The organism is Mycobacteroides salmoniphilum (assembly GCF_004924335.1).
Classification (GTDB): domain Bacteria; phylum Actinomycetota; class Actinomycetes; order Mycobacteriales; family Mycobacteriaceae; genus Mycobacterium; species Mycobacterium salmoniphilum.
This window is the reverse complement of sequence record NZ_CP024633.1, coordinates 1562421-1587067: the sequence shown is the minus strand read 5'-3', so window position 1 is coordinate 1587067 and position 24647 is coordinate 1562421. Positions and strand designations below refer to the sequence as shown.

Here is a 24647-nt window from a genome sequence, read left to right as displayed (position 1 = left end):
AGGCGCCTTGTTCGCCGTAGTGGTCGAGATACTGCGACCGGATTCGTACAGCCCAGCGCTCACCAGATCACGAACCGTGTCGAGAGCCTCGATTTGGATATCTCCAAGGGCGGCATCGGGATTGGCCTGCTTGACCAGCCAGTGCACACAGTAGAATTCGGCATCCAGACACTGGCAGGGACGCGGGGCCCTGGGCATCAGCGTTTCTCGACGTCACTTCGTTCAGACGCCGGGTTGATCCCGAAAGTGAGGATGACGACCGAGCCTGGCCTGACAAGGGCACCCGCAGGAGGGTCTTGAGCGATGATCCGCCCAACCTTGTCAGGATCGTCGATTGCGACATCCTTGACTTGAAAGTTGACCAGGCCCAGATCAAAACAGATGGGTTCGGCGTCTGCCCATTGCATCCCCACTAAGTCACGCATGACTAATAGGGGCGGGGCCGTAGCGGTGATCTTGGGCTGGACGCTAGAAGACTCTGCCGGAGCATCCGGTGGCCCAGCGGGTGTGGAACAGCCAGCCAGCAGGCCTCCGACAACACACAGTCCCTGCAGTACCCTCACCGCGCACCCCCTGCCAACTTTGGCGAAGCATTCCCGTATCCAAGTTTACTGTTCAGTGCTTGACGTTGTCTCGCGCAGCGAACTGATGCGCGAGACCGGCACTGGTTCGGATTCGTCGCGCTGCTCGCCGCACTCGCGGTATCCGCATCGATCCAACCTGGGATCCTGCGGCGGCGGCTCACGCTGCTGCTGGCCGGTGAATGCAAAACTCCGCCTCCAGAAGGAGACGGAGTTCAAGGCATGAAACCTGCTATGCTCCCCCGCTTGGACTCGAACCAAGAACCGTCCGATTAACAGTCGGAAGCTCTGCCAATTGAGCTACAGGGGACTATCCGGATCGCGTCGGTTTGTACCGCGAACCGAGGCATGACTTTAGCGTACGGGTAGGGGTGAAAGCCAAACCGGCCGCCAGGCCGTATCGCCCGCCTACGAGCGACAAAGACGGAGTGCACAGGGTGTTGTCGCTCATAGTCGGGCACAAGGAAGTGTCCTGGCTCAGCCGTTCACAGGTGCGTCAGGCAGGATAGGGAGAACTTCGTTAGTTGGTGGAGGGTTCGTGATTCGGGTTTTGTTAGTGCTGGCCGCTGGCTACGTGCTGGGTGCGAAGGCTGGCCGTCGCCGATACGAGCAGATCGTCAACGGGTATCAGGCCGTCACAGGCAGCCCCGCGACCAAGAAGCTGATCGAGATCAGCCGTCGTCGCCTGGCCAACTCACTGTCCCCGGACCCGCACATGGTGGAGCTCACACCCATCGACGAGACGACCATGATCTTGGAGCCCGAGCCTCAGCTCGACAACAAGTAGCGCCGCTACACCGACAGATCGTCCCCGCTGACCTGCTCCACGAGGCTGCGCCGATACGCCTCCAGCGCCACCAGATCGCCGAACAGCGCGTGGTACTCGTCGGCGTTGTCCACCGGCGACATCCGCTGCAGCTTCGACTTGACCTCGGCCACCTGCCGTCCGACCCACACCTCTTGCAGCTTGGCCAGCACCGAGCCGATGTACCGCGGCAGCCGCTCTTCGTTATCCACCTGGATGGCCTCGGCAGTCAGGGCGTTGATCAGCATCACCTGGTTCTGCGACGACGCGCTCTGACGCACCTTGTCGATCCACTCCCCACCGACAATCCCCGCCCCGGTACCACCTGCGGTCTCGATCGCGGTGCGCACCGCGACATATCCAGGGTGGGTGAAGCTCTCCGCGGTCAGCGAGTCGAACACCGGTCCGGCGAAGGCCGGGAACTGCAGCGCCGCCTTGAGCGCCTCGCGCTGCGGCCACAACGTGGGGTCCTTGGCGTCGGGCATGGCGACCTTGGGTGCCGCCGCGGGTTCGGAACCGCGGGGACGACGGTCAGGGGACACCGAACCGCCCTTCGCCGCCCTGCTGGCCTCCTCACGCACCCGCGCGAGCACCTGGGCCACGTCATCCCACCCGACCCATCCGGCCAGCTGCCGGGCGTACTCGTCGCGCAGCGTCGGGTCCTTGATCTTGGCGACCATCGGCACACACCGGCGCAGCGCGTCCACACGCCCCTCGGCGATCTCCAGATCCGAATCAGTCAGCGCCGTCCGGATCGCGAAGGCGAACAGCGGCGTGCGGCGCGCGACCAGATCCCGCAGCGCCCCCTCCCCTGACTTGAGCCGCAAATCACACGGGTCCATTCCGTCGGGTGCCACCGCGACATACGACTGGCCGGCCAGGTTCTGCTCTCCCTCAAAGGCTTTCAGCGCGGCCGCCTGCCCGGCGGCATCCCCGTCGAACACGTAGATGAGCTCACCGCGGAAGTAGGAGTCGTCCATCATCAGACGCCGCAGCATCGAGAGGTGCTCGTCACCGAAGGCGGTACCGCAGGAAGCCACCGCCGTGGTCACCCCGGCCAGATGCATCGCCATCACGTCGGTGTAGCCCTCGACGACGACGGCCTGATGTCCCTTGGCGATATCGCGTTTGGCCAGATCCAGACCGAACAGCACCGAGGACTTCTTGTACAGCATGGTTTCCGGGGTGTTGACGTACTTGCCCGGCATGGTGTCGTCCTCGAAGATCTTGCGAGCTCCGAAGCCGATCGTCTCACCGCTACTGGCACGAATCGGCCACAGCAGCCGCCGGTGGAACCGGTCCATCGGACCGCGGCGGCCCTCCCGGGACAGCCCGGCGGCCTCGAGCTCCTTGAACTCAAAACCCTTGCGCAACAAATGCTTTGTCAGGGCGTCCCACCCCGAGGGCGCATATCCGCAACCGTATTGTTTGGCGGCGGCGCCATCGAAATTGCGCTCCGTCAGATACTGGCGCGCCGGTGCCGCCTCGGACGAATCCAACGCGGAGGCGTAGAACTCCTGCGCGGCAGCGTTGGCGGCGACGAGACGCGCCCGGGTGCCACGGTCACGCTGCGCAGCCGTGCCGCCACCCTCGTAGTTGATGGTGTAGTTGATGCGGTCGGCCAGCCGCTCGACGGCCTCCACGAACGTGATGTGCTCGATCTTCTGGATGAAGGTGTAGGCGTCGCCACCCTCACCGCAGCCAAAGCAGTGGAACTGGCCGTGATTGGGTCGCACATGAAAGGACGGCGATTTCTCGTCGTGGAAGGGGCACAGTCCCTTGAGCGAGTCGGCACCCGCGCGCTTGAGCTGAACGTAGTCGCCGACGATGTCCTCGATCTGGGTGCGCTCACGGATCGCCGCGATATCGCGATCAGGAATCCGGCCGGCCACTGAGTCAGCTTAGCCAACCGCGCCGTCAGGCCCAGCTGGCTTGCACACCCTGGCTATCGCGGTCCACCCGCTCGAGTCGGCTTTCGGTGTACGAGGCGATCTGATCCACCACCACCCGGGTGCGCGCCGCGTCGTCCGCGGCGGCCTCGAACGCGGGCACAAACACCGGATCCAGCGTCGCGGGAGCCCCCGCCGCCAGCCACTGCGCCACCCGATGGATGCGTTCACGCTGACGGCCCTGGACCGCGATATGCCGCGGATCGGACATGATGAATTGCAGCGCAAGCATTTTCAATACCGCCACCTCGGCGGCTACTACCTCGGGCACGGTCAGCTCGGCCTCGAATCGGACCAGTGCCCCATCCCCGGCCACCGCACGGGTGGCCCCGATCGCGGCCGAGGCGAACCGGCCCACTAATTCGCTGGTCAGCCGTTTGAGGTTCGCCGACGCGCTCAGGGTGCCGTCATACGGGCCGATGGCCGCGACCACCGGCAGCGTGGCCAGGCGCGCGGCAGCCTCCTCCAACGCGCCCTGCTCCACCCCGCCGAAGGACTTCACCCCCAGCTCCGCGAGCACCTGCGCTTCCCCCGGCGAGGCCAGCACCCGCAGGTCGATGCGTCCGGAGATCACACCGTCCTCGACGTCGTGCACCGAGTAGGCGACGTCATCGGACCAGTCCATGATCTGCGCTTCCAGGCAGCGCCGCCGTGGCGGCGCACCGGCCCGCACCCAGTCCAGGGCCGCCGCGTCCTCCACGTAGGCACCGAACTTTCCGCCGCCCGGCGGACGCAGCCACGGGTACTTCGTCGCCGCATCCAGGGCCGCGCGCGTCAGGTTCAGCCCGGCGCTGTTGCCCTCGGCGTCAACCACTTTGGGCTCCAACAGAGTAAGGATCCGCAGATTCTGGGCATTGCCCTCGAACCCACCGCAGTCGACCGCCACCTCGTCGAGCGCGCGTTCACCGTTGTGCCCGTATGGCGGATGGCCGATGTCATGCGCCAGCCCGGCCAGGTCCACCAGGTCCGGGTCGGCGCCCAACCCGGTGGCGATACCGCGGCCGATCTGCGCCACCTCCACCGAGTGCGTCAACCGCGTGCGCGGCGTATCCCCCTCGCGCGGGCCCACCACCTGTGTCTTATCGGCCAGACGCCGGAAGGCGGCGCTATGCAGAACCCGCGCCCGGTCACGCGCGAAGTCGGTCCGGTGCTCCGACGATGGAATCTCGACGATCGCCGCCGTCTTCGGTGTCTCGGTGACGACGCGTTCACGGTCGGAGTCGGTGTAGGCATCCTTGTGGGCATCCGGAGTACGCATCGTGGGCACCAGTCTGCCAGGACGGGTCCACGCGCCTCGCGAGGCATTAGATTGGCGACCATGCGTCTGCTGCGTGCCCTCGGGAGCCTGCTGGGAGTCATGATCGCGGTGCTCACGGTGTTTGCCCCGACCCTGCTGCTGGCACCCGTGGCGAGCGCCGACCCACCCTTCCGGATACCCGGCTATGTCACCGATCGGGCCGGGGCGCTCAAGAACCCCACGAAGGTGCGCGCCGCCATCGATCAGCTCTACGACCAACAACACGTGCGGCTCTGGGTGGTGTACGTCAAGGACTTCGACGGCACCGATCCCGTGACATGGGCGAACAAGACCCTCAAGACAAGCGGATTGGGAGATCGCGACGCCCTGCTGGCCGTGGCAACCCAGGAGCGCAGCTACGCGTTCCTCGTCGCGTCAGAGATCAAGAACGTCAGCGACTCCGAGATCTACGAACTGCGCACCAACACGATCGAGCCCGCGCTACGCGCATCGGATTGGGATGGCGCCGCCATCAACACCGCCAACGGCCTGGAGTCGGCCGCCGCATCGTCATCCTCCGTTCCGTGGAAGGCCATCCTGGCCGCGCTGGCCTTCGGCGCCGTCGTGGTCGGCGCCTTCATGCTGTACTCCTGGTTCCGCAATCGATCCCGTCGCCGCGCGGAGGTCGAGGCCGCCAAGGGCATCGATCCGACCAACGCCGAGGCCCTGGCCGCGCAGTCGGTCGATGCGCTCGACGGCTTGTCGAAATCGATTGTGGTGAATGTCGACAACGCGGTGCGAACCAGCGAGGCCGAGCTCACGCTGGCCGTCGAGGAATTCGGCACCGACCAGACCGCACCCTTCCAGCAAGCCGTCGACTCCGCGAAAAAGGCGCTGGCTCAGGCATTCTCCGTGCGTAAGCAGCTCGACGACGCGGTCCCGGAGACACCCACGGAGCAGCGCCGCCTGCTGATCGATGTCATCACCACGGCCGCACGCGCCGACCGCACCCTCGATGATCAGTCCAATGCCTTTGACGCGTTGCGCAACCTGGTGATCAACGCACCCACGAAGTTGGACACCCTGACCCAGCAGGTGGTCGCCACGACCGCTCGGGTGCCCGAGTCGCAGCGTGTCCTCGAACAACTGCGCGCCCAGTTCGACGCTGCGGCGCTGGCCTCGATTGCCGACAACATCACCGAGGCCACCGAACGCACCACGTTCGCCGACTCCCGGATTACCCACGGCCGCGAGCTGGCGGCCCGCCCCCTGGAGGGCCAGCAGATGAATCTCGTCGACGCCGTGCGCGGCGCCGAATCGGCACTGGCCCAGGCCGCCGCACTCTTGGACGCGGTGGACAACGCCGCCAACAACATCCGGCGCGCCACCGAGGCGTTGCCCGCGGCCATCGCGGACACCAAGTCGGGAATCGCCCAGGCCGAGGAACTCCAACGGCAAGGTTCGGTGCCGCGTGCCGACGAGCTGACGAAGGCCCACAACACCGCCGTCACCGCCGTGGCCGATGCCGAGCGCGTCGGGTCCACCGATCCGCTGACCGCCTTCACCCACCTCGCCACGGCCGATGCCGAGCTCGACAAGCTCCTGGCGGCCGTGCGGGAGGAGAAGGACGCCGCCGAACGCCGCGCCCGGGCGCTCGATCAAGCGATCGGCACCGCCCGCCAGAAGGTGAATGCGGTCGGCCAGTACATCGGCCTGCACCGCGGAGCCGTCGGTGCCGCCGCGCGGGGATACCTCGCGGAGGCCGAGCGCAGCATCGCCACGGCCGAGTCCGCCCGCCAGTCGGATCCCTCGAACGCCATTCTGTGGGCCAACCGGGCAGCCGAACTGTCAACGCGCGCCGAAGGCGGCGCCATACAAGAGGTGCGCGCGGCCCAGTCCTACTACAGCAACGGGTACGGCAACTACGGCGGTTCCGCCGGATACTCCGTCGCAGGCGATGTGGCCGGCAACGTCGCGGGTGCCGTGATCGGCGGCATCCTGCGCGGCATGCTCAGCGGCGGATCAAGCCACCACAGCTCCTGGTCCGGCTCCGGGTCGTCGTCCTACGGCGGGTCGTCCCGATCCTCGGGCTCGAGCTTCCGGGGCGGCGGCGGCCGCTTCTAGCAGGGCCGTCTCTGCCTGAAATTTCGCACAACACTTGACGGCAAGCGGCTGACGATGTGCAATATATTGCATGCCAGTACCGCCCTCCGAGGGCGTCGTCGCGCGGTCCCTGCTCCGCGACGACGCCTACAAAGCCCTGCGTAAGGCCATCGTGGACGGCACCCTCGCCCCCGGCGAGCGGCTGCGGGACGACGAGCTGAGTCGCTGGCTGGGCGTGAGCCGAACCCCGATCCGCGAAGCCCTCGCCCGTTTGGAGCAGGCCGGTCTGGTGCAAACCCAGCCGGGCCGGCACACCATCGTCAGCCCCGTCGACGTTCGGGAGGCACGCGCGGCGCAGTCCGTCGCCGCGGCGATGCACGAGCTCGCCGTGCGGGAGGCGATCACCAACATCTCCGCCGGTGACCTCGCCGCGATGCGGCACGCCAACGCGCGTTTCGCCGCCGCGCTCGACGCGCACGATCCCGACGCTGCGCTGACCGCGGACGACGAGTTTCATGCCATCGCCGTCGAGGCCAGTGCCAACCCCTACATCGCGGCGGTGCTCGAGCAAGTCACCCCCGTGCTGCGCCGCCTCGAGCGCATCCGGTTCGCCAGCCGCGACGGGCGCCACTCCGTGGCCCTGCACGAGCAGATCATCGCCCGGTGCGAGGCCGGTGACGGCGAGGGCGCCGGTCATGCCGCGCGCGCCAATTGGCACACCCTCATCGCCGCACCGGAAGGCGCCGAAGCCAGGAGAACGTCTTGACGATCCACGATTTCCCCCGCTACCCGCTGACCTTTGGGCCCAGCCCGGTCCACCCGCTGCAGCGCCTGAGCCGGCACCTCGGCGGCGCTCAGATCTGGGCCAAGCGCGAGGACTGCAATTCCGGACTTGCCTTCGGCGGCAACAAGACACGCAAGCTCGAATACATCGTCCCGGACATATTGGCCAGCGGCGCCGACACCCTGGTGTCCATCGGCGGCTACCAGTCCAATCACACCCGACAGGTGGCCGCCGTGGCGGCGGTACTCGGTATGCGGTGCCACCTGGTGCAGGAGCGCTGGGTGGACTGGGAGGACCCGGTCAACGACAAGGCAGGCAACATCCTGCTCTCACGGATTATGGGAGCCCAGACTCAGCTGGACCCTGCGGGGTTCGACATCGGCATCCGCGGGTCGTGGGAGGACGCGCTGGCCGCCGTCGAAAACAGCGGCGGCAAGCCCTATCCCATCCCGGCAGGAGCATCCGAACACAAGTACGGCGGCCTGGGTTTCGCCAACTGGGCCTATGAAGTGGCCGCGCAGGAGCGACAGCTGGGCGTCTTCTTCGACACCATCGTTGTCTGCACCGTGACCGGTTCAACGCACGCCGGCATGATCGCGGGGTTCGCCGCACTCGCCGATGCCGGCGGCCCGCCCCGGCGCGTACTGGGGATCGACGCGTCGGCCACTCTCCCGAAGACCGTCGACCAAGTCACCCGCATCGCCCGGCACACCGCAGGCCAGATCGGCCTCGAACGCGACCTGAGCGCCGATGAGATCACCGTGCTCGAGGGGTGGGCAGGCGAAAAGTACGGCGTGCCTGTCGATTCCACCATCGAGGCGATCGAGTTGTGCGGGCGTCTGGAGGCGATGATCACCGACCCGGTGTACGAGGGCAAATCGATGGCAGGCCTGATCGACCTGGTCACCGACGGGACCATCGAGCCGGGCTCCACCGTCCTGTACGCCCACCTGGGCGGCCAGCCGGCCCTGAACGCCTACAGCGGCGTCTTCACCGGCTAGTTGGCATACCCGTCGGCGACGTTCAGTGCCTCGTCGATGATCGACAGCCCACGCCGCAGATCCTCTTCGCTGATGATCAGCGGAGGTGCCACATGCGTGCGGTTGAAGTGCGTGAACGGCCACAGGCCATCCTTCTTGCACGCCGCCGCGAAGGCGTTCATCGGCGCGGCCGCCTCACCACTGGCATTGAACGGCACCAGCGGTTCGCGAGTCTGCTTGTCGCGCACCAGTTCCACGGCCCAGAACAGGCCACGGCCACGGATCTCGCCGACGCTCGGGTGAGTCTGCACCCAGCGCTCGAGCTCCGGACGCACCACGCGCTCACCGAGGTCGCGCACGCGCTCCAGGAGCTTCTCGTCCTCGAACACCTTGATGGTCTCGACGCCGACCGCGCAGGCCAGCGGGTGACCGGAGTACGTCAGCCCACCCGGGTACGGACGATGATCGAAGCTGGTGGCGATGGCATCGGAGATCACCACGCCGCCCAGCGGGACGTAACCGGAGTTGATGCCCTTGGCGAAGGTGATGAGGTCCGGGGTGACGTTAAAGGCGTTGATTGCGAACCATTCCCCGAATCGCCCGAAGCCGACCATCACCTCGTCGGCGATGAACACCAGGCCGTACCGGTCGCAGATCTCCCGCACACCGGCCAGGTAGCCCGGCGGGGGCACCAGCACACCGTTGGTGCCGACCACCGATTCCAGGATGATCGCGGCGATGGTGGGCGGACCCTCCAGAGCGATGACCTGCTCCAGATGCTCCAGCGCCCTTTGGGTTTCCTCCTCGGGCGAGGTGGAGTGGAAGACCGAACGGTAGGCGTACGGACCGAAGAAGCGGACCACCGAGTTGTCACCCGGATCATTGGCCCAGCGGCGCGGCTCACCCGTCAGCGACATCGAGGTGGTGGTGCCGCCGTGGTAACTGCGGTACGCGGCAAGCACCTTGCGGCGACCGGTGTGGTGGCGGGCCATGCGCACCGCATGCTCCACGGCCTCGGTGCCACCGTTGGTGAAGAAGACCTTGTTCAGGGTTCCCGGCGCACGCTCGGCGACCAGCCGGGCGAGCTCACCGCGCACGTCGTTGGCGAAGGCGGGCGCGATGGTGGCCAGCCGGCCGGCCTGACGCTGAATGGCTTCGACCAGACGCGGATGCTGATGTCCCAGATTGAGGTTCACCAGCTGCGAGGCGAAGTCCAGGTACTCCTTGCCGGTGTAATCCCAGAACGTCGCACCCGAACCGCCGGCGACCGGCAACGGGTCGATGGCCGCCTGGGCGGACCACGAGTGGAAAACATGTCCACGATCGTCGGCGCGGACCTGCGCCTCGGCCGCCGGTGCCTCGATGGGCGCGCTGGCGGGATCGATTCCGATGTGATTCTGGACGTCAGTCATTTCTGCTCCTCGGCTAGCAGCCCTTGAGAGATTTGGCGAGATGATCGGCCACGCCGCCGATCGGAATACGCTGCTGTGTCATCTCGTCGCGGTCGCGAACGGTGACGGAGTCGTCTTCGAGCGAGTCGAAATCGACTGTGACGCAGAACGGGGTGCCGATCTCGTCCTGTCGACGATACCTGCGGCCGATGGCGCCGGCGTCATCGAAGTCGACATTCCAGCTCTGCCGCAGCTCGGCGGCCAGCGCCTTGGCGCGCGGGCTCAGGTCGGCGTTGCGCGACAGCGGCAGCACCGCGACCTTGACCGGGGCCAGACGCGGATCCAGGCGCAGCACGGTGCGCGTGTCCACGCCGCCCTTGGCGTTGGGGGCCTCGTCCTCGTGATAGGCGTCGACCAGGAATGCCATGAACGAGCGGGTGAGCCCGGCCGCGGGCTCGATCACGTACGGCGTGTAACGCCGGTCCTCGGCCTGGTCGTAGTACGACAGGTCTTCACCGGAATGCTTGGAATGCGTGGACAAGTCGAAGTCGGTACGGTTCGCCACACCCTCCAGCTCACCCCACGGGTTGCCGCTGAAACCGAACTTGTACTCGATGTCGACGGTGCCGTCCGAGTAGTGCGACAGCTTCTCCTTGGGGTGGTCGTAGAGCCGCAGGTTCTCCGGGTCGATACCCAGATCGATGTACCACTGCAGCCGGGTGTCGATCCAATACCTGTGCCACTCCGGCGCCGTGGACGGCTCGACGAAGAACTCCATCTCCATCTGCTCGAACTCACGCGTGCGGAAGATGAAGTTCCCGGGGGTGATCTCGTTGCGGAAGCTCTTGCCGATCTGGCCGATGCCGAACGGAGGCTTCTGGCGCGAGGTGGTGACGACGTTCTTGAAGTTCACGAAGATGCCCTGCGCGGTCTCCGGACGCAGGTAGTGCAGACCCTCTTCGGTCTCGATCGGACCCAGGTAGGTCTTGAGCATCATGTTGAAGTCGCGCGGCTCGGTCCACTGGCCCTTGTTGCCACAGTCGGGGCACACGATGTCGGACATCTGCACCGACTCGGGATCGTCGATGCCCTTCTTCTCCGCGTACGCCTCCTGCAGATGATCCTGACGGTGGCGCTTGTGACAGTTCAGGCATTCGACCAGCGGGTCGTTGAAGACCTCGACGTGACCGGAGGCGACCCAGACCTGACGGGGCAGGATCACCGAGGAGTCCAGGCCCACGACGTCGTCGCGGCTGGTGACGACCGAGCGCCACCACTGCTTCTTGATGTTCTCCTTGAGCTCCACACCGAGCGGGCCGTAATCCCACGCCGACTTGGTACCGCCGTAGATCTCGCCGCACGGGTACACCAGTCCCCGGCGCTTGGCGAGGTTGACGACGGCCTCGATCTTCTTACCGGCGGCGTTCGGCTTGGCGGCCACGATCTGCTCAGGCTCCTCTTGCAAGACTGCAGTAATTGACCTGAACAGCCTAAGGGCCGCGCACAGCGCCTTTTACCTCGGTGGCTTCTAGCAGCTACTTCAGATGGTCCAGCAGGATGCCTTCGGGACCGAAGTACTCGTCGCGCCACTTCTCCAGCAGGAGGCCGTGGTCGATGTCGTCGGGATGGAAGCCGGAGCGCAGGTAGCACCGGATCTTGGCCCCGAGCCCGGCGAACAGCGGCGTGCGCGGCAGCGTGACGATGCTGCGCAGGGTCGCCGCGGGATGGCGCCACGCCCACGGATCGGTGAAAATCGAGGCCAGCAGGATCAGCGTCCGACTCAGGAAAAGGGCCAGCGTGACGGCCATCGCCCCGATCCTCATGCGCTCGGTGCCCCCGACGTGGCGATACACATCGAAGGCGACGGATTTGTGTTCCATCTCCTCGATGGCATGCCAGTTGAGCATCGCGCGCACCTCGGGATCGGTCAGCTGCTGCTGTATCCACGGGACACTGAGCACCTGCTCCCCGAGGATCGCCGTGAGATGTTCAACCCCCGCCGTCACCGCGAGAGCGGACCGGGCCACCCGATCCGGTAGCCGGTCCCTGTTCTGCTTCATCCGCGTGACCAGCCGCGTGCCCAGCCGGTCCATGAGCCCGGTGGCCCAGTAGCCGCGCTGAACCAGCTGCGTGTTGAGCTCGCGGTGCGCGATGCCATGGGTCATCTCCTGCCCGATGAATCCGGCGACCTGCTTCCTGAGCACGGGATCTACGATCTGGCTGTCATAGCGCCGTACCGACTGGATGAAGAACTCCTCTCCCGAGGGAAAGAAGCCGGACAACAGGGCGACCAGATGGCTCATCGCGATATCGCCCGCGACGAAGTGCCGCTGCGCGGGTGACGCCCCGTCAAAGGTGAACGCGATCCGGCGGGTGTACACCGCCCGCGTGGCAGCGGACTGTGGACGGTCATGCGCACTGTTGGCCGGCATCGTTACCTCGGTGGCTCGATCGGCAGCGCAGGGCCGCCGTAAGGCGTCGGGATGGTGTACCGGCCCGGCGGCGTCGGGTCGGAGGTGGCACCCAGGTCCGCACCCGAGGGCGGCCCGGCGGTGTCGTCCCCTGCGGGGCGCGGGGCGTTCTTGGCACCGCGCACCAGAACCGCGGGATCGTCGTCGCGGCAATAGGTGTGCAGGAACGGCTCCGGGTAATCAGCCGAGGAGGGTGGGCGCCGCGGCGTGCCGTAATCGCAGACGTACCGCGGGTACAAATCGGTGTTCACCCACAGCCCGTGCTCGTGCATGGTGCTGATGAACGCCTCCAGTGCCGAACCGCGGTAGTCGGGGAACAGCCCGTTCAGCGCCGGCACCCGCACATACGCCAGTCGTGCATTGGTCGCCAGGTTGGCCAGCAGCTGCACCATGGTGTCGGAGTTATCGGTGAACAGATTGTCGGTGGCCCCCAACACACGTGGCGATTGGTCGATAAGTTTCCGGTAGCCGCCATCCATCCTGTTGATGCCCGCCAGGGTGCCGCGCAGATTGCGTGCGGTGGCCGCGATGCCGCCGTTGACGTCGATCGCGGCCGACAACACCGTCCGGCTGTCTTGTATCGCGCTGACCGTCTCGGGCAGCACCGAGTCGAGGGTGGCGAGCAGGAAGACGCCGCCGTCAACGATCGACGTAAGCTTTTGTGGCCCTTCGTCACTCAGGCTCAGTTCCTTCTTGATGCGCTCGATCTTCGCCGGATCCACTTGGGCGAGAACACCGTCGGCATGGACCAGCAGCTGCGCCGGGGTGACCGGGATGGCGGTGCGGTCCCGGGTGATCACAGCCCCGGCGGACAGGAACGGGCCCGCTTCGGATCCCGACGAGAAATCCAGATACTGCTCACCGGCCGGGGACAGCCCGGAGACCCGCACCGTGCTGGAGGCGGGAAGCCGGACACCACCGTCCACACTCACCGTCGCGTTCACACCCTGGCCGGTGAAGCTCAGCGCATCGATCGAGCCGATGCGCACCCCGTGCAGCGTCACGTCTTGATGGGGCAGCAGGCCACCGGATTCGGCGAGCTGGATGGTCACCGGGTAGCTCGACGCCAACGGCCGCACGTGCAGCACCCCGACAAGCAGATAGGTCACCGAGACCGTCAACATGAGTACCAGCGACAGGCCGCTGGCCCAGGCGCGGCTCATCGGGGGGCCTCCTGCGCCGCGGGCCCTTGACCTACCACGCGTTCTTGCAGTCGCCACAGCGTGTACTTGAAGGTCCCGACAAGTTTGGCCCAGTCGTACCGCTTGGGCCCGTGAAAGCCCGGGTCTCCCCCGAAACCGGCATCCGGGATAGCACCCAGCACCAGGCGATCGATACCGGCGCTGCCGGAGATCGCCGAGCCCGCGGTGATTTTGATGAACGGCGCGTACAGCCGGTTCAGCGCGAGCAGGCTGGTCTCGGGATCCAGCACCACGTCATTCCAGGACCGGGAGATGGCATTCGCGTCGGCGACCACGCTGCGCCCGCTGGCATCGGTACCCGCGATGGACGGAAACTTGCTCAGCTCACTGGCAGTATCACCCAGCAACAGAACAAGATTCGAGATCTGATCGGCATTGTCCCGCAGGGTTGCGGTGGCCGGGGCGGCCGCGTGCAGCACCTCAGCGAGTTTCTCGCTCTTGCCGTCGAGCGCCGCGGCCAGCTGAGCCGTTTCGGTCATCGCGGCGTCCAGCTGTCCCGAGCGCGCATTGAGCTTGCCCAGCAGCTCATTCGACTTCCCGATCATGCGCCCGAAGGCCTGTCCATCCTGCCCGGCGGCCCTGCCCGTGCCGTTGACAACGTTGGTGAGGTTATGCACCGCACCGCCGTTGACGAGAATCGCCGCCGAGCTGAGCACCGATTCCACGGTCGCGGCCGCCCGCGTCCGGTCGATCGGGATGGTATCGCCGTCGGCAAGCATGCCGCCAACGGATTGTTCCGGTGGCGCGATGGCCACGAACACATCGCCGAGCGGTGTGGCAGTGCGCAATTGCGCGGTGCTGCCGACCGGAAGCGTGACATCATGCCGGATGCGCAGAGTGGTCACCGCGCTGAAATCCCGCGCCGCCATGGATTCCACCTCGCCGATATCGGCACCGGCCAGTTTCACCTTGGCGCGATCGGGCAGATTCAGTGCATTCGCGAAGACCGCGGTCAGTCGATACCCCCCGGCACCCAATCCGGGTGCCGGCAGTGGCAGGTCGGCCAGCCCCGTGGTGGAACACCCCGCACAGAGAAACACCACAGCGGCGAGCGCCGATAGCCCGCGCCCCATCACTTCTGTCCCATCGCCGCGAGACCGTCGAGCATGTAGGTCAGCCCGAAGTCTGGGCCGTAGTCCTGCAATGTCCCTGTGCTGCAGCCAAGCTGGCGCAAACCCAGCAGATTGCAGATCTCCTTGCCCATCTGCCCATCGAAGACCATGCGGTCGGCCAGGAAGTGGGCACGGATCGCGCCATTGCGCTGGTCGATGGCGTTATACAAGTTGTCGGCCATCAGCGGCAGCACGTCGAAGAACTCGGCGAGTTCGCGCTGGCGGTCGTACACCGTCTGGATGCTCTTGTTGCCGTTGGCAATACCGCGGCCAATCGCATCCCGGTTGGACTGCAGGATGTTCCCCGCCTGCTCGATCACCTCGTTGAACTGCCGGCCGGTGCTCCCCGAGCCGAAGCTCTCGCGCGCCAGGATGTCGCTGAGCTGGCGCACCGTGGAACCGAACTGCCGCAGGCTGGCATCGTTGCGGGACGCCGCGTCCAGCAAGCCGCTGACATTCTTGACGATGGCGGTCATCTGTTCGCGCGTGTGCGCCCCGCCATCGGCACCCAGACGCAACGCCCGGGACAGTTCATCCAGCGCCGTCTTGATGCGATCACCGTTGCCGGACGCGACACCGTCGCCGGCGTTCAGCACTGCGGCGATGGGTCCGCTGCCTGTGCCGTCACCATGCAGGGACCCGGACAGTTTGTCGAGCATGCCGAGCACCCTGTCGAATTCGACGGGGGTCTTGGTCCGGTTCAGGCCGATCGTGTCGTGGTCGCGCAGCGTCGGCCCGCCGCGATACGGCGGCGACAGCTCGATCTGCCGGTCCGTCAGAATCGACGTCGAGAGGGTGACGGCCTGGACATCGGCGGGGATCTGGACCTGCCTGTCGACGGTGAACTCCACCTCGGCGTAGCCGCCCCTCGCGGTGATCTTGGAGACCTGCCCCACCGGCATGCCGAGCACCGCAACCACGTTTCCGGGATAAATCCCAGCAGCACTGTCGAATTGGGCCGTGACGGTGATGGTCCTGCCGCCTCCCGTGACGGACCAGGCCGCGCCCACTGTCGTCGCGGTAATCGCGAGCAGCCCCAGCCCGATCAGGGTCAGTGTGCGAATCTTGCTCATTGGCAGTCCTTCAAGTACTCGATCATCCCGAATTGCTTGGCACGGCCGCTGATCGCACACATCCACGAGTCGATGAGGGCACCGCCCGTCGGACTGACCTCGATCGAGTTGCCGAATCCGGTGGCGTTGGCGATCTCCCGGATAGGCACAGGCGCGATCTGGAGCAGGTTGCGCAACAGGGCATCCTGCTCGGCGAGCTTGCCGGCGAGCTCATCCATGGTGTGGATGACACCGTCGAGTACCCGGTGATCATCGACCACGATGCTGCGCAGCGAGTCCACGACGCTCTGCAGTGCGCGCATCATCGCGTGGAAGGCGGCCGAGCGCGCCACGAACTCCCCTACCAGCTCCTGCCCCTGGCGGATGAAGGTCCCGATATCGGACTGCTGGCGGCGCAGCATGCCGGTCACCTTCTCGGTGCTGGCCAGCAACGTGCCGAGCTGATCGCGCCGCTGCGCGATGACCGCGGACAGCGCCCGCACGTTCTCCATGGCCTGCGGCACCACGCTCGGCAGACCGTCGAGCTGGGAGCCCAGCACGTTCAACGAGGAGGCGATGCGGTCGGCATCCACTTGTTCGAAGGTGCGGGTGGAGTCGGCGAGCGCTGCCTGCAGGTCATAGGGAACCTCAGTGTGCTGCAGGCCGATCCGCTTCCCCGCGAGCATGCCGGCGCCCGCGGGCCGCAGGTCGACATACCGGGAACCGAACAGCGTGGTGATCTTGATCGCCGCCCGCGTATCGCCGCCCACCGGGACGTGGTCCCGGACCCGGAAGGTGGCCTCCACACGGTCACCGGCCAGCCGCACACCGGTCACCGACCCGACCTGCACCCCCGCGATGGTGACGATATTTCCCGGTCGCAGCGCGGCGGCCTGCAGGAACTCGGCGGTGAACTGCCGGTATCCGATCCCCAGCTCCTTCACCAGAAGCAGTGCGGCGATGAGCACCGCGACAACCGCCACGGCGATCACACCGAGCCAGGTCTTGTTGTAGGAGTCCAGCGGCCTACGAATGGCGGAGAGCCAGTGTGGCCGCATCATCTCAGCCACCATCGCCGGCATTCCTGCATCGCGCCGTGTGCTTGGCCTTGCCGCCCGGCGTGGCCGCGTTGACGATGATCGGGACGACATCGTTGAGCCCGGGGAAGAAACCGTAGACATTCACATCGCACCCATAGGCATTCATGTAGGGGCCCTCCCCGAACATGCGCGCCAGGCCCTTGAGGAACAGCGGTGTGTTGAGTCCCGTGTAAGCGATCTGCGGCTCGATGTCGAGCATGTGCCGGGTGTAACCGGGCTCACGCGTGAGTAATTCGTGCAGCTGCGGGTCCACGTCATGGGCGATCCGCGACAGGTTTCTGACCACCGCGGTCATCTTGCCCACGGAGGACACCAGCTCGGGCCTGCGGCCGTCGAACTGGCCGACCACCGCACGGGTCGCGGCGATCGCCTCCTCGAAGTCACGATTCTGCGCCGCCAGGCTGCCCACCACCCGGTCCAGGCTCCCGATCACGTGATCCAGGGCGTCATCGCGGCCCGTGAATGTCTTTGTCAATGCCGATGTCTGGTCCACGAGCGTCGCAAACGCGGCGGTGTCCCCCTGCAGGGAGCCGATGACCGCCTGGGTCAGATTGTTCACCTGGGCAGGGTCCAGCACCGCGAAAAGGGGCTCGTACCCATTGAGCAGAATGCCGATATCGAACGAGGGCTCGGTGCGCTCGACGGGGATGACGCCGCCCGGGGCCAGCAGGCCACCGTGTCCCGAGTGGCCCTGCGCCAGTGCGAGATAGCGCTGGCCGACAATGTTCTGATAGGTGACCGAAGCGGTGGTGCTGTCGGGGAGCCGTTGGCCGTCCTGGACGGCGAAGCTCACCTTCGCGAGTGTCCCGTTGAGCTCGATGCCCTGGACTCTGCCCACGCGGACCCCCGCGATCCGGACGTCGTCACCCTCGCGTAGCCCGAAGGCATCGGTGAACACCGCGGCGTACGAGATGGTCGAACCCTTGACGTCGCGCCGCAGCGTGACGTAGACCAGCCACGTCAACACCGTGGTGATCACCAGGAAGATGGCGAGGCCGATCACGGGACCACGCAAACTCGCGGTTGCCGAGCGCCTCATCGTGTACCTTCCTCGTTGTGCGCGTCCTGGTTTCGGGTCACGGCCGTGCCGCGGGCGATGGGCCCGAGCATGAGCTGATCAGCCGCCGTCACCGGCTGCCCCAGGATTCGGTCCAGCTGGCTCCGTTCCTGGGCACTGCCGACGGGTCCCACATTCCCACCGAAAGATGCCGGTGCGACAGCGGTTTCGCCCGGCACCGCGCTTCCGGGTACCGGTGGAGCCGGACTGAGCCACGACGGCACCGGCGGATTGGGATCCCGCAGGTCAGGGTTGGGGTTGACCAGTGGCGGCCCAACGGCGACAAGATTGCCGCCCGGACCCACCACTGTCCCCGGCGGCGGGGCCAGGTTGGCCGGAGGCTGGTAATTCTGGGGTAGCAACACCTCGGGAAGGTCGGGCCGCACCGCGATCTGAGGAGCGGTAAAACAGCTGGGCGCCTTCAGTTCCCCGTAGCGTGGACAGTCGGCGCGGGTATAGGTGTACGACGGGGTGAACGATAGATTGATCCGCCCACGGGCCGTGGCCAGTTCCGGGTCCCACACTTCCTGGAAGAAGGTGTCCGAGAACGTGGTGATGCGCCGGGTGATCGGCACGAAGTGCTCGGCGTTATCGGCCAGCACGCCCAGCACCGGCGTCAGGTCGGTGGTGATCTGGATCAGCTGATCGGTGTGGTTACGCAGCGACTCCACGGTGGTACCGGTGGTGTGCACCCCGGCCCCGATGAACGTGCGCAACTGGTCCCGTTTCTCGGCCAGGGTGCGCATGGGAGCCACCGCCTGGTGCAGGGCATCCACCAGATCCGGTGCGGTCTGCGAGAGCCCGCGTGCCGCATCGACCAGTGCCGACACGGTGGAAGGACCCTGGTCCGTCGCCACGACGGCGTTGAGCTGGTCCAGGATGCGATCGAGTTGCGCTGCACTGGTGAGTAGTTCGTTGCGACGGTGATCGGTGGCCGCACCAACAGCCGCCAGGATCCCGACGGTGTTGTCCTCGCGGCCGCGGCCCGCCGCGGAGAGGATCTGGCGCAGCTTGTTCACCGTGGTCTGGAACAGCACGGTCGGGAGCCGGGTGTCCTCGGCGATATGCGCCCCGTCGCGAACCGGTGCACCGGACCCGTGGTCGACGAGTTGCAGCGCCGAGACGGCGAAGACATTGCTCGGCACTACGCGCGCGGTGACGGTCGCCGGGATCGACCTGGCGTACAGCGGCTTGAGACGCAGATACACCCGATTGGGTTGTGCACCGGCCGCCGGGCTGACGCTGTCCACCGCACCGACGAGTACACCCCGGTACTTCACATCCGAGCGCGGCGGCAGCCCGTCGCCGACGTTGTGGAGCTCGGCGACCACATTGACGTACCTGTCCAGCACTCCCGTCGACTTGATCAACAGGGCCGATGTGATGGCGGCGACGGCGACCAATGCGGCTCCCCCGCGCACCAGCAATTGCCGCCGCGAGAAGACGACACCGTCCAGGTCATAATGAGTACCCACGTGATTCGTCACATCATCCTCCGAACCTGGCGCCCGAGTCGACACTCCACAGCGCCATGGTGAGCAGCATGTTGACGACGATCACCGCGGTGATGCTGGCACGCATCGCATGCCCTGCCGCGATGCCGACACCCTCCGGTCCGCCGTCGGCGCAGAACCCGTAATAGCACTGGATGGCCGAGGCTATCCAGACGAAGACGATGGCCTTGAGAACCGAGTAGAGGATATCCGTGCCGCTGGACAGCAGCGTGAAGTAGTGCAGGTACGGGCCCTGCGAGCCACCGCTGACAATGCCCACCATGACCTGGCAGGACAGATAGCTGATCGTCAGACATGCCACGTACAGCGGGATGATGGCGACCACCGAGGCCAGCAGGCGTGTGGTCACGAGATACGGAATCGGCCGGATGGCAAGGGAATCCATCGCGTCCACTTCTTCGGCGATACGCATCGACCCGAGCTGGGTGGTGAAGCGGCATCCCGCCTGCACGGCAAAGGCCAGCGCGGCCATGATCGGGGCGAGCTCGCGGGTGGTCACCAACGAGGAGATGACCCCCGTCGCCGGGCCCAGCCCCATCAGTTCCAGGAAGTTGTAACCCTCGATCGCCACCAGCGCACCGGTGGTGACGCCGAGCACCAGCACCACACCGGCGGTTCCCCCGCCGACCACGATCGACCCGTTGCCCCAGGTGATATCGGAAAGCAAGCGCAGGAATTCGCGCCGGTAACGGCGCAGCGCAATCGGGATCGCCAGGAAGGCATGCAGGAAGAAGGTGACCATATGACCGAACCGCGCCAATGGTCCCACTACGGCGTCTGCGCGGAATATCATGGGCCGCAAGAGCATCCGAGGAGTCGGCAGGGTGGCGGTCATAGCACCCCCCGCGGGAACACCATGGTGTAAACCTGGCTGACCACGACGTTGACGACCATCAGCAGCAGTACAGATTCCACGACCGCGGCGTTGACCGAATTGGCCACCCCGGTCGGTCCGCCATGCGAGGCCAGCCCCTTCTGGCAGGCGATCACCGCCACGATGGCGCCATACACCGCGGCCTTCAGCAAGGCCAGCAGCAGGTCTCCCGTGGTCGCAAACGATGCGAAGGTGGCGACGAAACTTCCTGGGGCACCGCCCTGTACGTACACGTTGAACAGATAGCTGGCCAAGAACCCGACAAAGCAGACCACACCGGTCAGGGCGATACCGACGACGATCGCCGCCGCGAAGCGCGGCACCACCAGACGCCGCACCACCGACACCCCCATGACCTCCATGGCCGCGGTCTCCTCCCGCATGGTCCGGCAGCCGAGATCGGCGGTCATCGCCGAGCCCACCGCCGAGGCCAGCAATATGGCCGCCACCAACGAGGCGGCCTGCCGCACCACGGCCAGCCCGCTGGCCGCACCGGCCAGTGAGGTCGCACCGACCTGACCTGACAGCAGTGCGAACTGGATGGAGAGCGTTACCCCGATGGGCAGTGCCACCAGCACCGTCGGCATCACGGCGGTTCCTGCCATGAACGCCGCCTGCCGCACGAACTCCGCCCACTGGAACCGGCCCGTCACCAGGTCGGTCGCGAAGTACCGCAGCGTGTGCGCACCGAGGACGAACTGTTCGCCGACGGTGGTGAGTGCGGCGATCGGATGGTGCCGCAGGTAGCGGGCACCGCGATCGCCAAGCGTGCGAAGCCCTTCGGGCATCCAGGTGCGGACACGGAGAAGTTGTTCCCGTGTCGTCATCGGGTCGGTTCACACCTCTTCAGCCGGTCACTGGTCGCTCTCCTGCGCAACTTTCCCGAGGATGTCTTCGGAATCCACCCGGCGGGGACCACGTGGACATCGCGTGGACTCACCCCCAGGCTGCGGTAGACACGGTCGGCCACCTCGGCACGGATGCGTGCGCTCTCGGCGCTGTCGGCATGCAGCGCCGACTCGGCCACCATCGCGAACCCCTCGCCCGCCGCGGCGGTGGACAGACGGACCGCGGCGATACCGCCCGACTTCACTCCCGGCACGCCCGCGACCGACCGCTCGATGTCCTCGGGGTGCACGTTGCGACCCGAGATGATCAGGATGTCCTTCTTGCGGCCGCAGATCACCGGCTGCCCATCCTCGGTCAGGTACCCGATATCGCCGGTGGACAGCCAGCCCTGCGCGTCGAGCATCGGCTCGAACCCCGCGGCGGTGCGGTACCCGGCAGTGACGTTCTCGCCCCGGATCTCAAGCTCACCGATTGCCTCCGCGGGCAACACCGAGCGGTCCTCGGTCACCACCCGCACCTCACAGCCGGGCAGGGGAAGACCCAGTGCCACACGGGCGCTGGCCTCTTCACCCTGGGCGGCGACGAGATCGGGATGTGGCGGGCACACCCGGTAGCCCTCGCCGCGCCGCACAAACGAGACCGCCAGGGTGGCCTCCGCCATGCCATACGCGGGGACCATGGCGTCGGCGCGCATACCGAACCGGGCGCTCTCGGTGACGAATCGTTCCAGTGTCGCGACATCGATGGCCTCGGCGCCGCTGAGCGCGAACCGCAACGAGGACAGATCGTAGGCACCGTCGGGCGCCTTGCGCAGCCGGCGGGCCAGCAGCGAGTACGCGAAATTGGGCCCCGCTGTCATGCTGCCGCGGTACCTGCTGATCAGCTCTGCCCACAGCAGCGGGTTACCGAGGAAGTCCATGGGAGTCACGCTGACGGTGTTCATCCCCCGGCACATCGGGACGATCAGATAACCCATCATGCCCATGTCGTGGAACAGCGGCAGCCAGCTCACCACCACATCGGACTCTGGATCGGCACCCGAAGCGCTCACCATTGCCCGCAGATTGGCCTCGATATTGCGATAAGTGATGCTGACCGCCTTCGGTGTCCCGGTGGACCCGGAGGTCAACTGCAGGAAGGCGATAGCGTCCTGGTCGGCATCCACGATCTCCCCCGGTGCGCGCGTCAGCAGGCCCGGAAGCTCCAGAGCGCGGGCGCCGACCGACGCGAACTGCCCGGCGGCCGCGAGGAACGGGTCCCCCACGACGACGGTCGAGGAGCCCACCGCCGCCAGTGCCTTGCGGGTGTCCTCGATCCACACCTGCATATCGGATCGGTGCGTGGGCTGGTGCAGCATGGTCACGGAGGCACCCGACATCCAGATGCCCTGCACCAACGGCGCGATTTCACCGGGGCTACCGGCCAATACGGTCACCGCGTCGCCGGGACGCACACCCGCGGCCTGCAGGGCGCCCGCGATCCGCAGGCCCTGCTGGTGCACATCGGCCCATGCCGTGGTGCGCAACTCGGTCAGCCGTGATGTGCCGTCGGCTCCGATCGGCGCCGAGGTGAGGCCGCGGTCGGTGACGGCGCTGCCGCGCAGTCTGTCGAGCACCGGGTTCATAAACGGCTCTCCACCAGTTCGATCAACGCCCCGAGCGTCTTGCACTCGAAGACATCGTCCTTAGTCAGCTGAATGCCGAAGCGGCCCTTGATTTCCGAGACTCCCACCGCGAACGACAACGAATCGAATCCGAGATCGCCCACCAGTTCGGAGAAGTCATTGACATCTCCGGTGGGCATCTCGAGTTCCTCGGCGATGAACTCAATGAGGAACTCGCGGACTTCTGACGTAGTTTCCATGTTCTTTCCAAGCCCTCTACTTGCCTATTTTTCGGCGGATCACCAGATGGATGGGGATGTGCAGCAGCGCGAACATGCCGATGGCCACCAGCGCGCCCTTGACCACGAGCATCGCGTCGAATTCGCCGTACATGATCGTGGAGGCGGCGGACACAATGTGCGAGAAGGGGTTCGCGTTGATGCTGATCCTGAGCCAGTCGGACAGGAACACCGAGGGCATCAGCGCCTGGCTGACAAACAGCACCGGTAACGCCAGCGGCAACATCGCCACGGGCGCTTGCGGATTGAGAGTGCGCAGCGCGACCAGATAGAACAGCGAGCTATAGGCCGCCGACCACAGGAACATCACCAGCACAAGGAATACCCCGGTCAACGCGCCCGCCCGCAGTGGTGCGTCAAGGAAGGCCAGTAGCCCGATGACGATGACCGCGGCGGGCAGGATGCGGAACATCTCGAAGCCGATCTTGGCCGCCATGATCTGCCCGGTGGAGACACCGTAGAGCCGCAGCCGGTCGGTGAACCCCGATCTGATCTCGTCGATGAGCGTCCCGGCGCCGTACCCCGCACCGAGCATCGGAATGAGCATGATGAGCCCGGGCGCGATGTACGCGGTGTACGAGGAGAGCGGGAATCCGGGCAGGTCGGCCACGCGCTGGAACATCGACCGCACGAAGATCACCAGAACCACCGGGAAGACGATCGGGAAGATGAATCCGAAGACCGGCTGCCGCAGGCCCACGACGACGTAGCGACGGAACAACCGTGCGGTATTGGACAAGGCGCTCACTGAGTTACCTCCAAGAATGCGTCGCGCAGCGAGGTGGATCGCACTTCGATACTGGCCGTGCCCAACCCGACCCGGCCCAGGTCGGCGCTCAGCGCCCCCAGATCCGATGCCGACGCGGAATCCAAAGTCCCGGAGAGGGTCCCGGTCTCCGTGCGCCGCACGGTGTAGCCCGCGGCCACCAACTCCTTGGCCGTGTCTTCCGAGACGCCGCCGTCGGCCGAAATTTCGACCGCGTAACCGTGGCTGCGGGTGAACTCCTGGGTGGAGCCCGAGGCGACAAGCTGACCGCTCTTGACGATGCCGACCTCGTCGGCAAGCGACACCGCCTCATCCATATCGTGAGTCGTCAGCACGACGGTGCGTCCTTCGGCGCGCAGCAGCCGGATGGCATTCCACACCTCCTGTTTGCCTTCGATATCCAGCCCGCTGGACGGCTCATCGAGGAACAACATCTGCGGGTTGTGGGCGACCGCCAGTGCGACATCGACGCGTCGGCGCATGCCGCCGGACAGTGCCCCCACCTTCCGGTTCAGGTAACTACCGAGGCCGAACTGCTCGACGAGCTCTTCCTCGCGCGCCTTGCGCTGTCCCTTGGGCCAGCCGGCGATGGCCAGACTCATCCGAATCTGCTCGACCGGTGACATCCACAGATCCAGCGCCACCTCTTGTAGCGCTACACCGATCAGGGGACGCAATTCCTTGGTTTTGTCGACGGGAATTCCGAGCACCTCGAGCTCCCCGCTGGTGGGGGCGAGCAGCGTCGTCGCCATGCGGATGGTGGTGGTCTTCCCGGCACCGTTGCGGCCCAGCAGACAGTAGACGATGCCTTGCGGGATAGTCAGATTCAGTCCGTCGACAGCGCGAGTCTGCGCGCCGGGATAGGCCTTGACCAGATCTGCCGCACGTAATGCCGGGGTCTTCTCCTCTGTGGTCATG

General features: G+C 66.2%; 22 protein-coding genes and 1 tRNA gene. 4 read left to right on the top strand and 19 right to left on the bottom strand.

Going from position 1 to position 24647, the window contains the following annotated elements:
- Positions 1–197 precede the first annotated feature (197 nt).
- Together DSM43276_RS07900 and DSM43276_RS07895 are read right to left on the bottom strand one after the other, a co-directional pair.
- A complete protein-coding gene (locus tag DSM43276_RS07900) occupies positions 198–425 on the bottom strand; it encodes a PASTA domain-containing protein (RefSeq protein ID WP_078329017.1) in 228 nt (75 codons plus the stop codon).
- Positions 426–818: 393 nt separating this feature from the next.
- Positions 819–891, bottom strand: a tRNA-Asn gene (locus tag DSM43276_RS07895).
- Positions 892–1119: 228 nt separating this feature from the next.
- Here DSM43276_RS07895 and DSM43276_RS07890 point away from each other — a divergent pair.
- On the top strand, positions 1120–1368 hold the full coding sequence (locus DSM43276_RS07890; protein ID WP_030095233.1) for a hypothetical protein: 249 nt from the start codon (positions 1120–1122) through the stop codon (positions 1366–1368).
- A 5-nt stretch (positions 1369–1373) separates the two neighbouring features.
- On the opposite strand, the gene dnaG is transcribed toward DSM43276_RS07890, so the two are convergent.
- Together dnaG and DSM43276_RS07880 are read right to left on the bottom strand one after the other, a co-directional pair.
- Positions 1374–3278 (bottom strand): DNA primase, encoded by a 1905-nt coding sequence (gene dnaG, locus DSM43276_RS07885; RefSeq protein WP_078329016.1) that lies wholly within the window; start codon positions 3276–3278, stop codon positions 1374–1376.
- Between the two features lie 25 nt (positions 3279–3303).
- A complete protein-coding gene (locus DSM43276_RS07880; protein ID WP_078329015.1) occupies positions 3304–4593 on the bottom strand; it encodes a deoxyguanosinetriphosphate triphosphohydrolase in 1290 nt (429 codons plus the stop codon).
- Positions 4594–4653: 60 nt separating this feature from the next.
- On the opposite strand from DSM43276_RS07880, the gene DSM43276_RS07875 reads away from it, so the two are divergent.
- The 3 genes from DSM43276_RS07875 (at position 4654) to DSM43276_RS07865 (ending at position 8460) form a co-directional block, all read left to right on the top strand.
- A complete protein-coding gene (locus DSM43276_RS07875) occupies positions 4654–6696 on the top strand; it encodes a TPM domain-containing protein (protein WP_078329014.1) in 2043 nt (680 codons plus the stop codon).
- Between the two features lie 70 nt (positions 6697–6766).
- Positions 6767–7441, top strand: coding sequence for a GntR family transcriptional regulator (locus DSM43276_RS07870; protein WP_078329013.1), 675 nt, complete (start codon positions 6767–6769; stop codon positions 7439–7441).
- Complete coding sequence (locus DSM43276_RS07865; RefSeq protein ID WP_078329012.1) at positions 7438–8460, top strand: 1-aminocyclopropane-1-carboxylate deaminase; 1023 nt, start codon at positions 7438–7440, stop codon at positions 8458–8460. The genes DSM43276_RS07870 and DSM43276_RS07865 overlap by 4 nt, the downstream gene beginning before the upstream one ends.
- Here DSM43276_RS07865 and DSM43276_RS07860 read toward each other — a convergent pair.
- The 15 genes from DSM43276_RS07860 to DSM43276_RS07790 all read right to left on the bottom strand — a co-directional run bounded on the left by DSM43276_RS07860 (position 8457) and on the right by DSM43276_RS07790 (position 24646).
- The gene (locus DSM43276_RS07860; protein ID WP_078329011.1) at positions 8457–9851 is read right to left on the bottom strand and encodes an aspartate aminotransferase family protein; all 1395 of its coding nucleotides are present in this window, start codon (positions 9849–9851) and stop codon (positions 8457–8459) included. The two genes, DSM43276_RS07865 and DSM43276_RS07860, sit on opposite strands and share 4 nt — an antisense overlap.
- A 13-nt stretch (positions 9852–9864) precedes the next feature.
- A complete protein-coding gene (locus DSM43276_RS07855) occupies positions 9865–11271 on the bottom strand; it encodes a glycine--tRNA ligase (RefSeq protein WP_078329042.1) in 1407 nt (468 codons plus the stop codon).
- 94 nt (positions 11272–11365) lie between these two features.
- Positions 11366–12262 carry a metal-dependent hydrolase gene (locus DSM43276_RS07850; protein WP_078329010.1) on the bottom strand — a complete coding sequence of 299 codons (897 nt, stop codon included), beginning with the start codon at positions 12260–12262 and terminating at the stop codon, positions 11366–11368.
- Positions 12263–12264: 2 nt separating this feature from the next.
- Positions 12265–13464: an MlaD family protein gene (locus DSM43276_RS07845; RefSeq protein ID WP_078329009.1), complete on the bottom strand. Its 1200-nt coding sequence runs from the start codon at positions 13462–13464 to the stop codon at positions 12265–12267.
- Positions 13461–14576: an MCE family protein gene (locus tag DSM43276_RS07840; protein WP_078329008.1), complete on the bottom strand. Its 1116-nt coding sequence runs from the start codon at positions 14574–14576 to the stop codon at positions 13461–13463. The genes DSM43276_RS07845 and DSM43276_RS07840 overlap by 4 nt, the downstream gene beginning before the upstream one ends.
- Positions 14576–15688, bottom strand: coding sequence for an MCE family protein (locus tag DSM43276_RS07835; RefSeq protein ID WP_078329007.1), 1113 nt, complete (start codon positions 15686–15688; stop codon positions 14576–14578). Before DSM43276_RS07835 ends, DSM43276_RS07840 begins: the two co-directional genes overlap by 1 nt.
- Positions 15685–16728 carry an MCE family protein gene (locus DSM43276_RS07830; protein WP_234802989.1) on the bottom strand — a complete coding sequence of 348 codons (1044 nt, stop codon included), beginning with the start codon at positions 16726–16728 and terminating at the stop codon, positions 15685–15687. The genes DSM43276_RS07835 and DSM43276_RS07830 overlap by 4 nt, the downstream gene beginning before the upstream one ends.
- 1 nt (position 16729) lies before the next feature.
- A complete protein-coding gene (locus tag DSM43276_RS07825) occupies positions 16730–17806 on the bottom strand; it encodes an MCE family protein (protein ID WP_078329006.1) in 1077 nt (358 codons plus the stop codon).
- Entirely contained in the window at positions 17803–19299 is a 1497-nt protein-coding gene (locus tag DSM43276_RS07820; protein WP_412458647.1) for an MlaD family protein, read from the bottom strand. The genes DSM43276_RS07825 and DSM43276_RS07820 overlap by 4 nt, the downstream gene beginning before the upstream one ends.
- Positions 19300–19312: 13 nt before the next feature.
- Positions 19313–20173, bottom strand: coding sequence for an MlaE family ABC transporter permease (locus DSM43276_RS07815; protein ID WP_078329004.1), 861 nt, complete (start codon positions 20171–20173; stop codon positions 19313–19315).
- Positions 20170–21000: an MlaE family ABC transporter permease gene (locus DSM43276_RS07810; RefSeq protein WP_078325623.1), complete on the bottom strand. Its 831-nt coding sequence runs from the start codon at positions 20998–21000 to the stop codon at positions 20170–20172. The genes DSM43276_RS07815 and DSM43276_RS07810 overlap by 4 nt, the downstream gene beginning before the upstream one ends.
- A gap of 35 nt (positions 21001–21035) precedes the next feature.
- Positions 21036–22685, bottom strand: coding sequence for a fatty acyl-AMP ligase (locus DSM43276_RS07805; protein WP_078329003.1), 1650 nt, complete (start codon positions 22683–22685; stop codon positions 21036–21038).
- Positions 22682–22924, bottom strand: a complete 243-nt coding sequence (locus DSM43276_RS07800) for an acyl carrier protein (RefSeq protein ID WP_030095215.1) — start codon at positions 22922–22924, stop codon at positions 22682–22684. The genes DSM43276_RS07805 and DSM43276_RS07800 overlap by 4 nt, the downstream gene beginning before the upstream one ends.
- A 16-nt stretch (positions 22925–22940) precedes the next feature.
- Positions 22941–23711, bottom strand: coding sequence for an ABC transporter permease (locus DSM43276_RS07795; RefSeq protein ID WP_078329002.1), 771 nt, complete (start codon positions 23709–23711; stop codon positions 22941–22943).
- Entirely contained in the window at positions 23708–24646 is a 939-nt protein-coding gene (locus DSM43276_RS07790) for an ABC transporter ATP-binding protein (RefSeq protein WP_078329001.1), read from the bottom strand. The genes DSM43276_RS07795 and DSM43276_RS07790 overlap by 4 nt, the downstream gene beginning before the upstream one ends.
- Position 24647 lies beyond the last annotated feature (1 nt).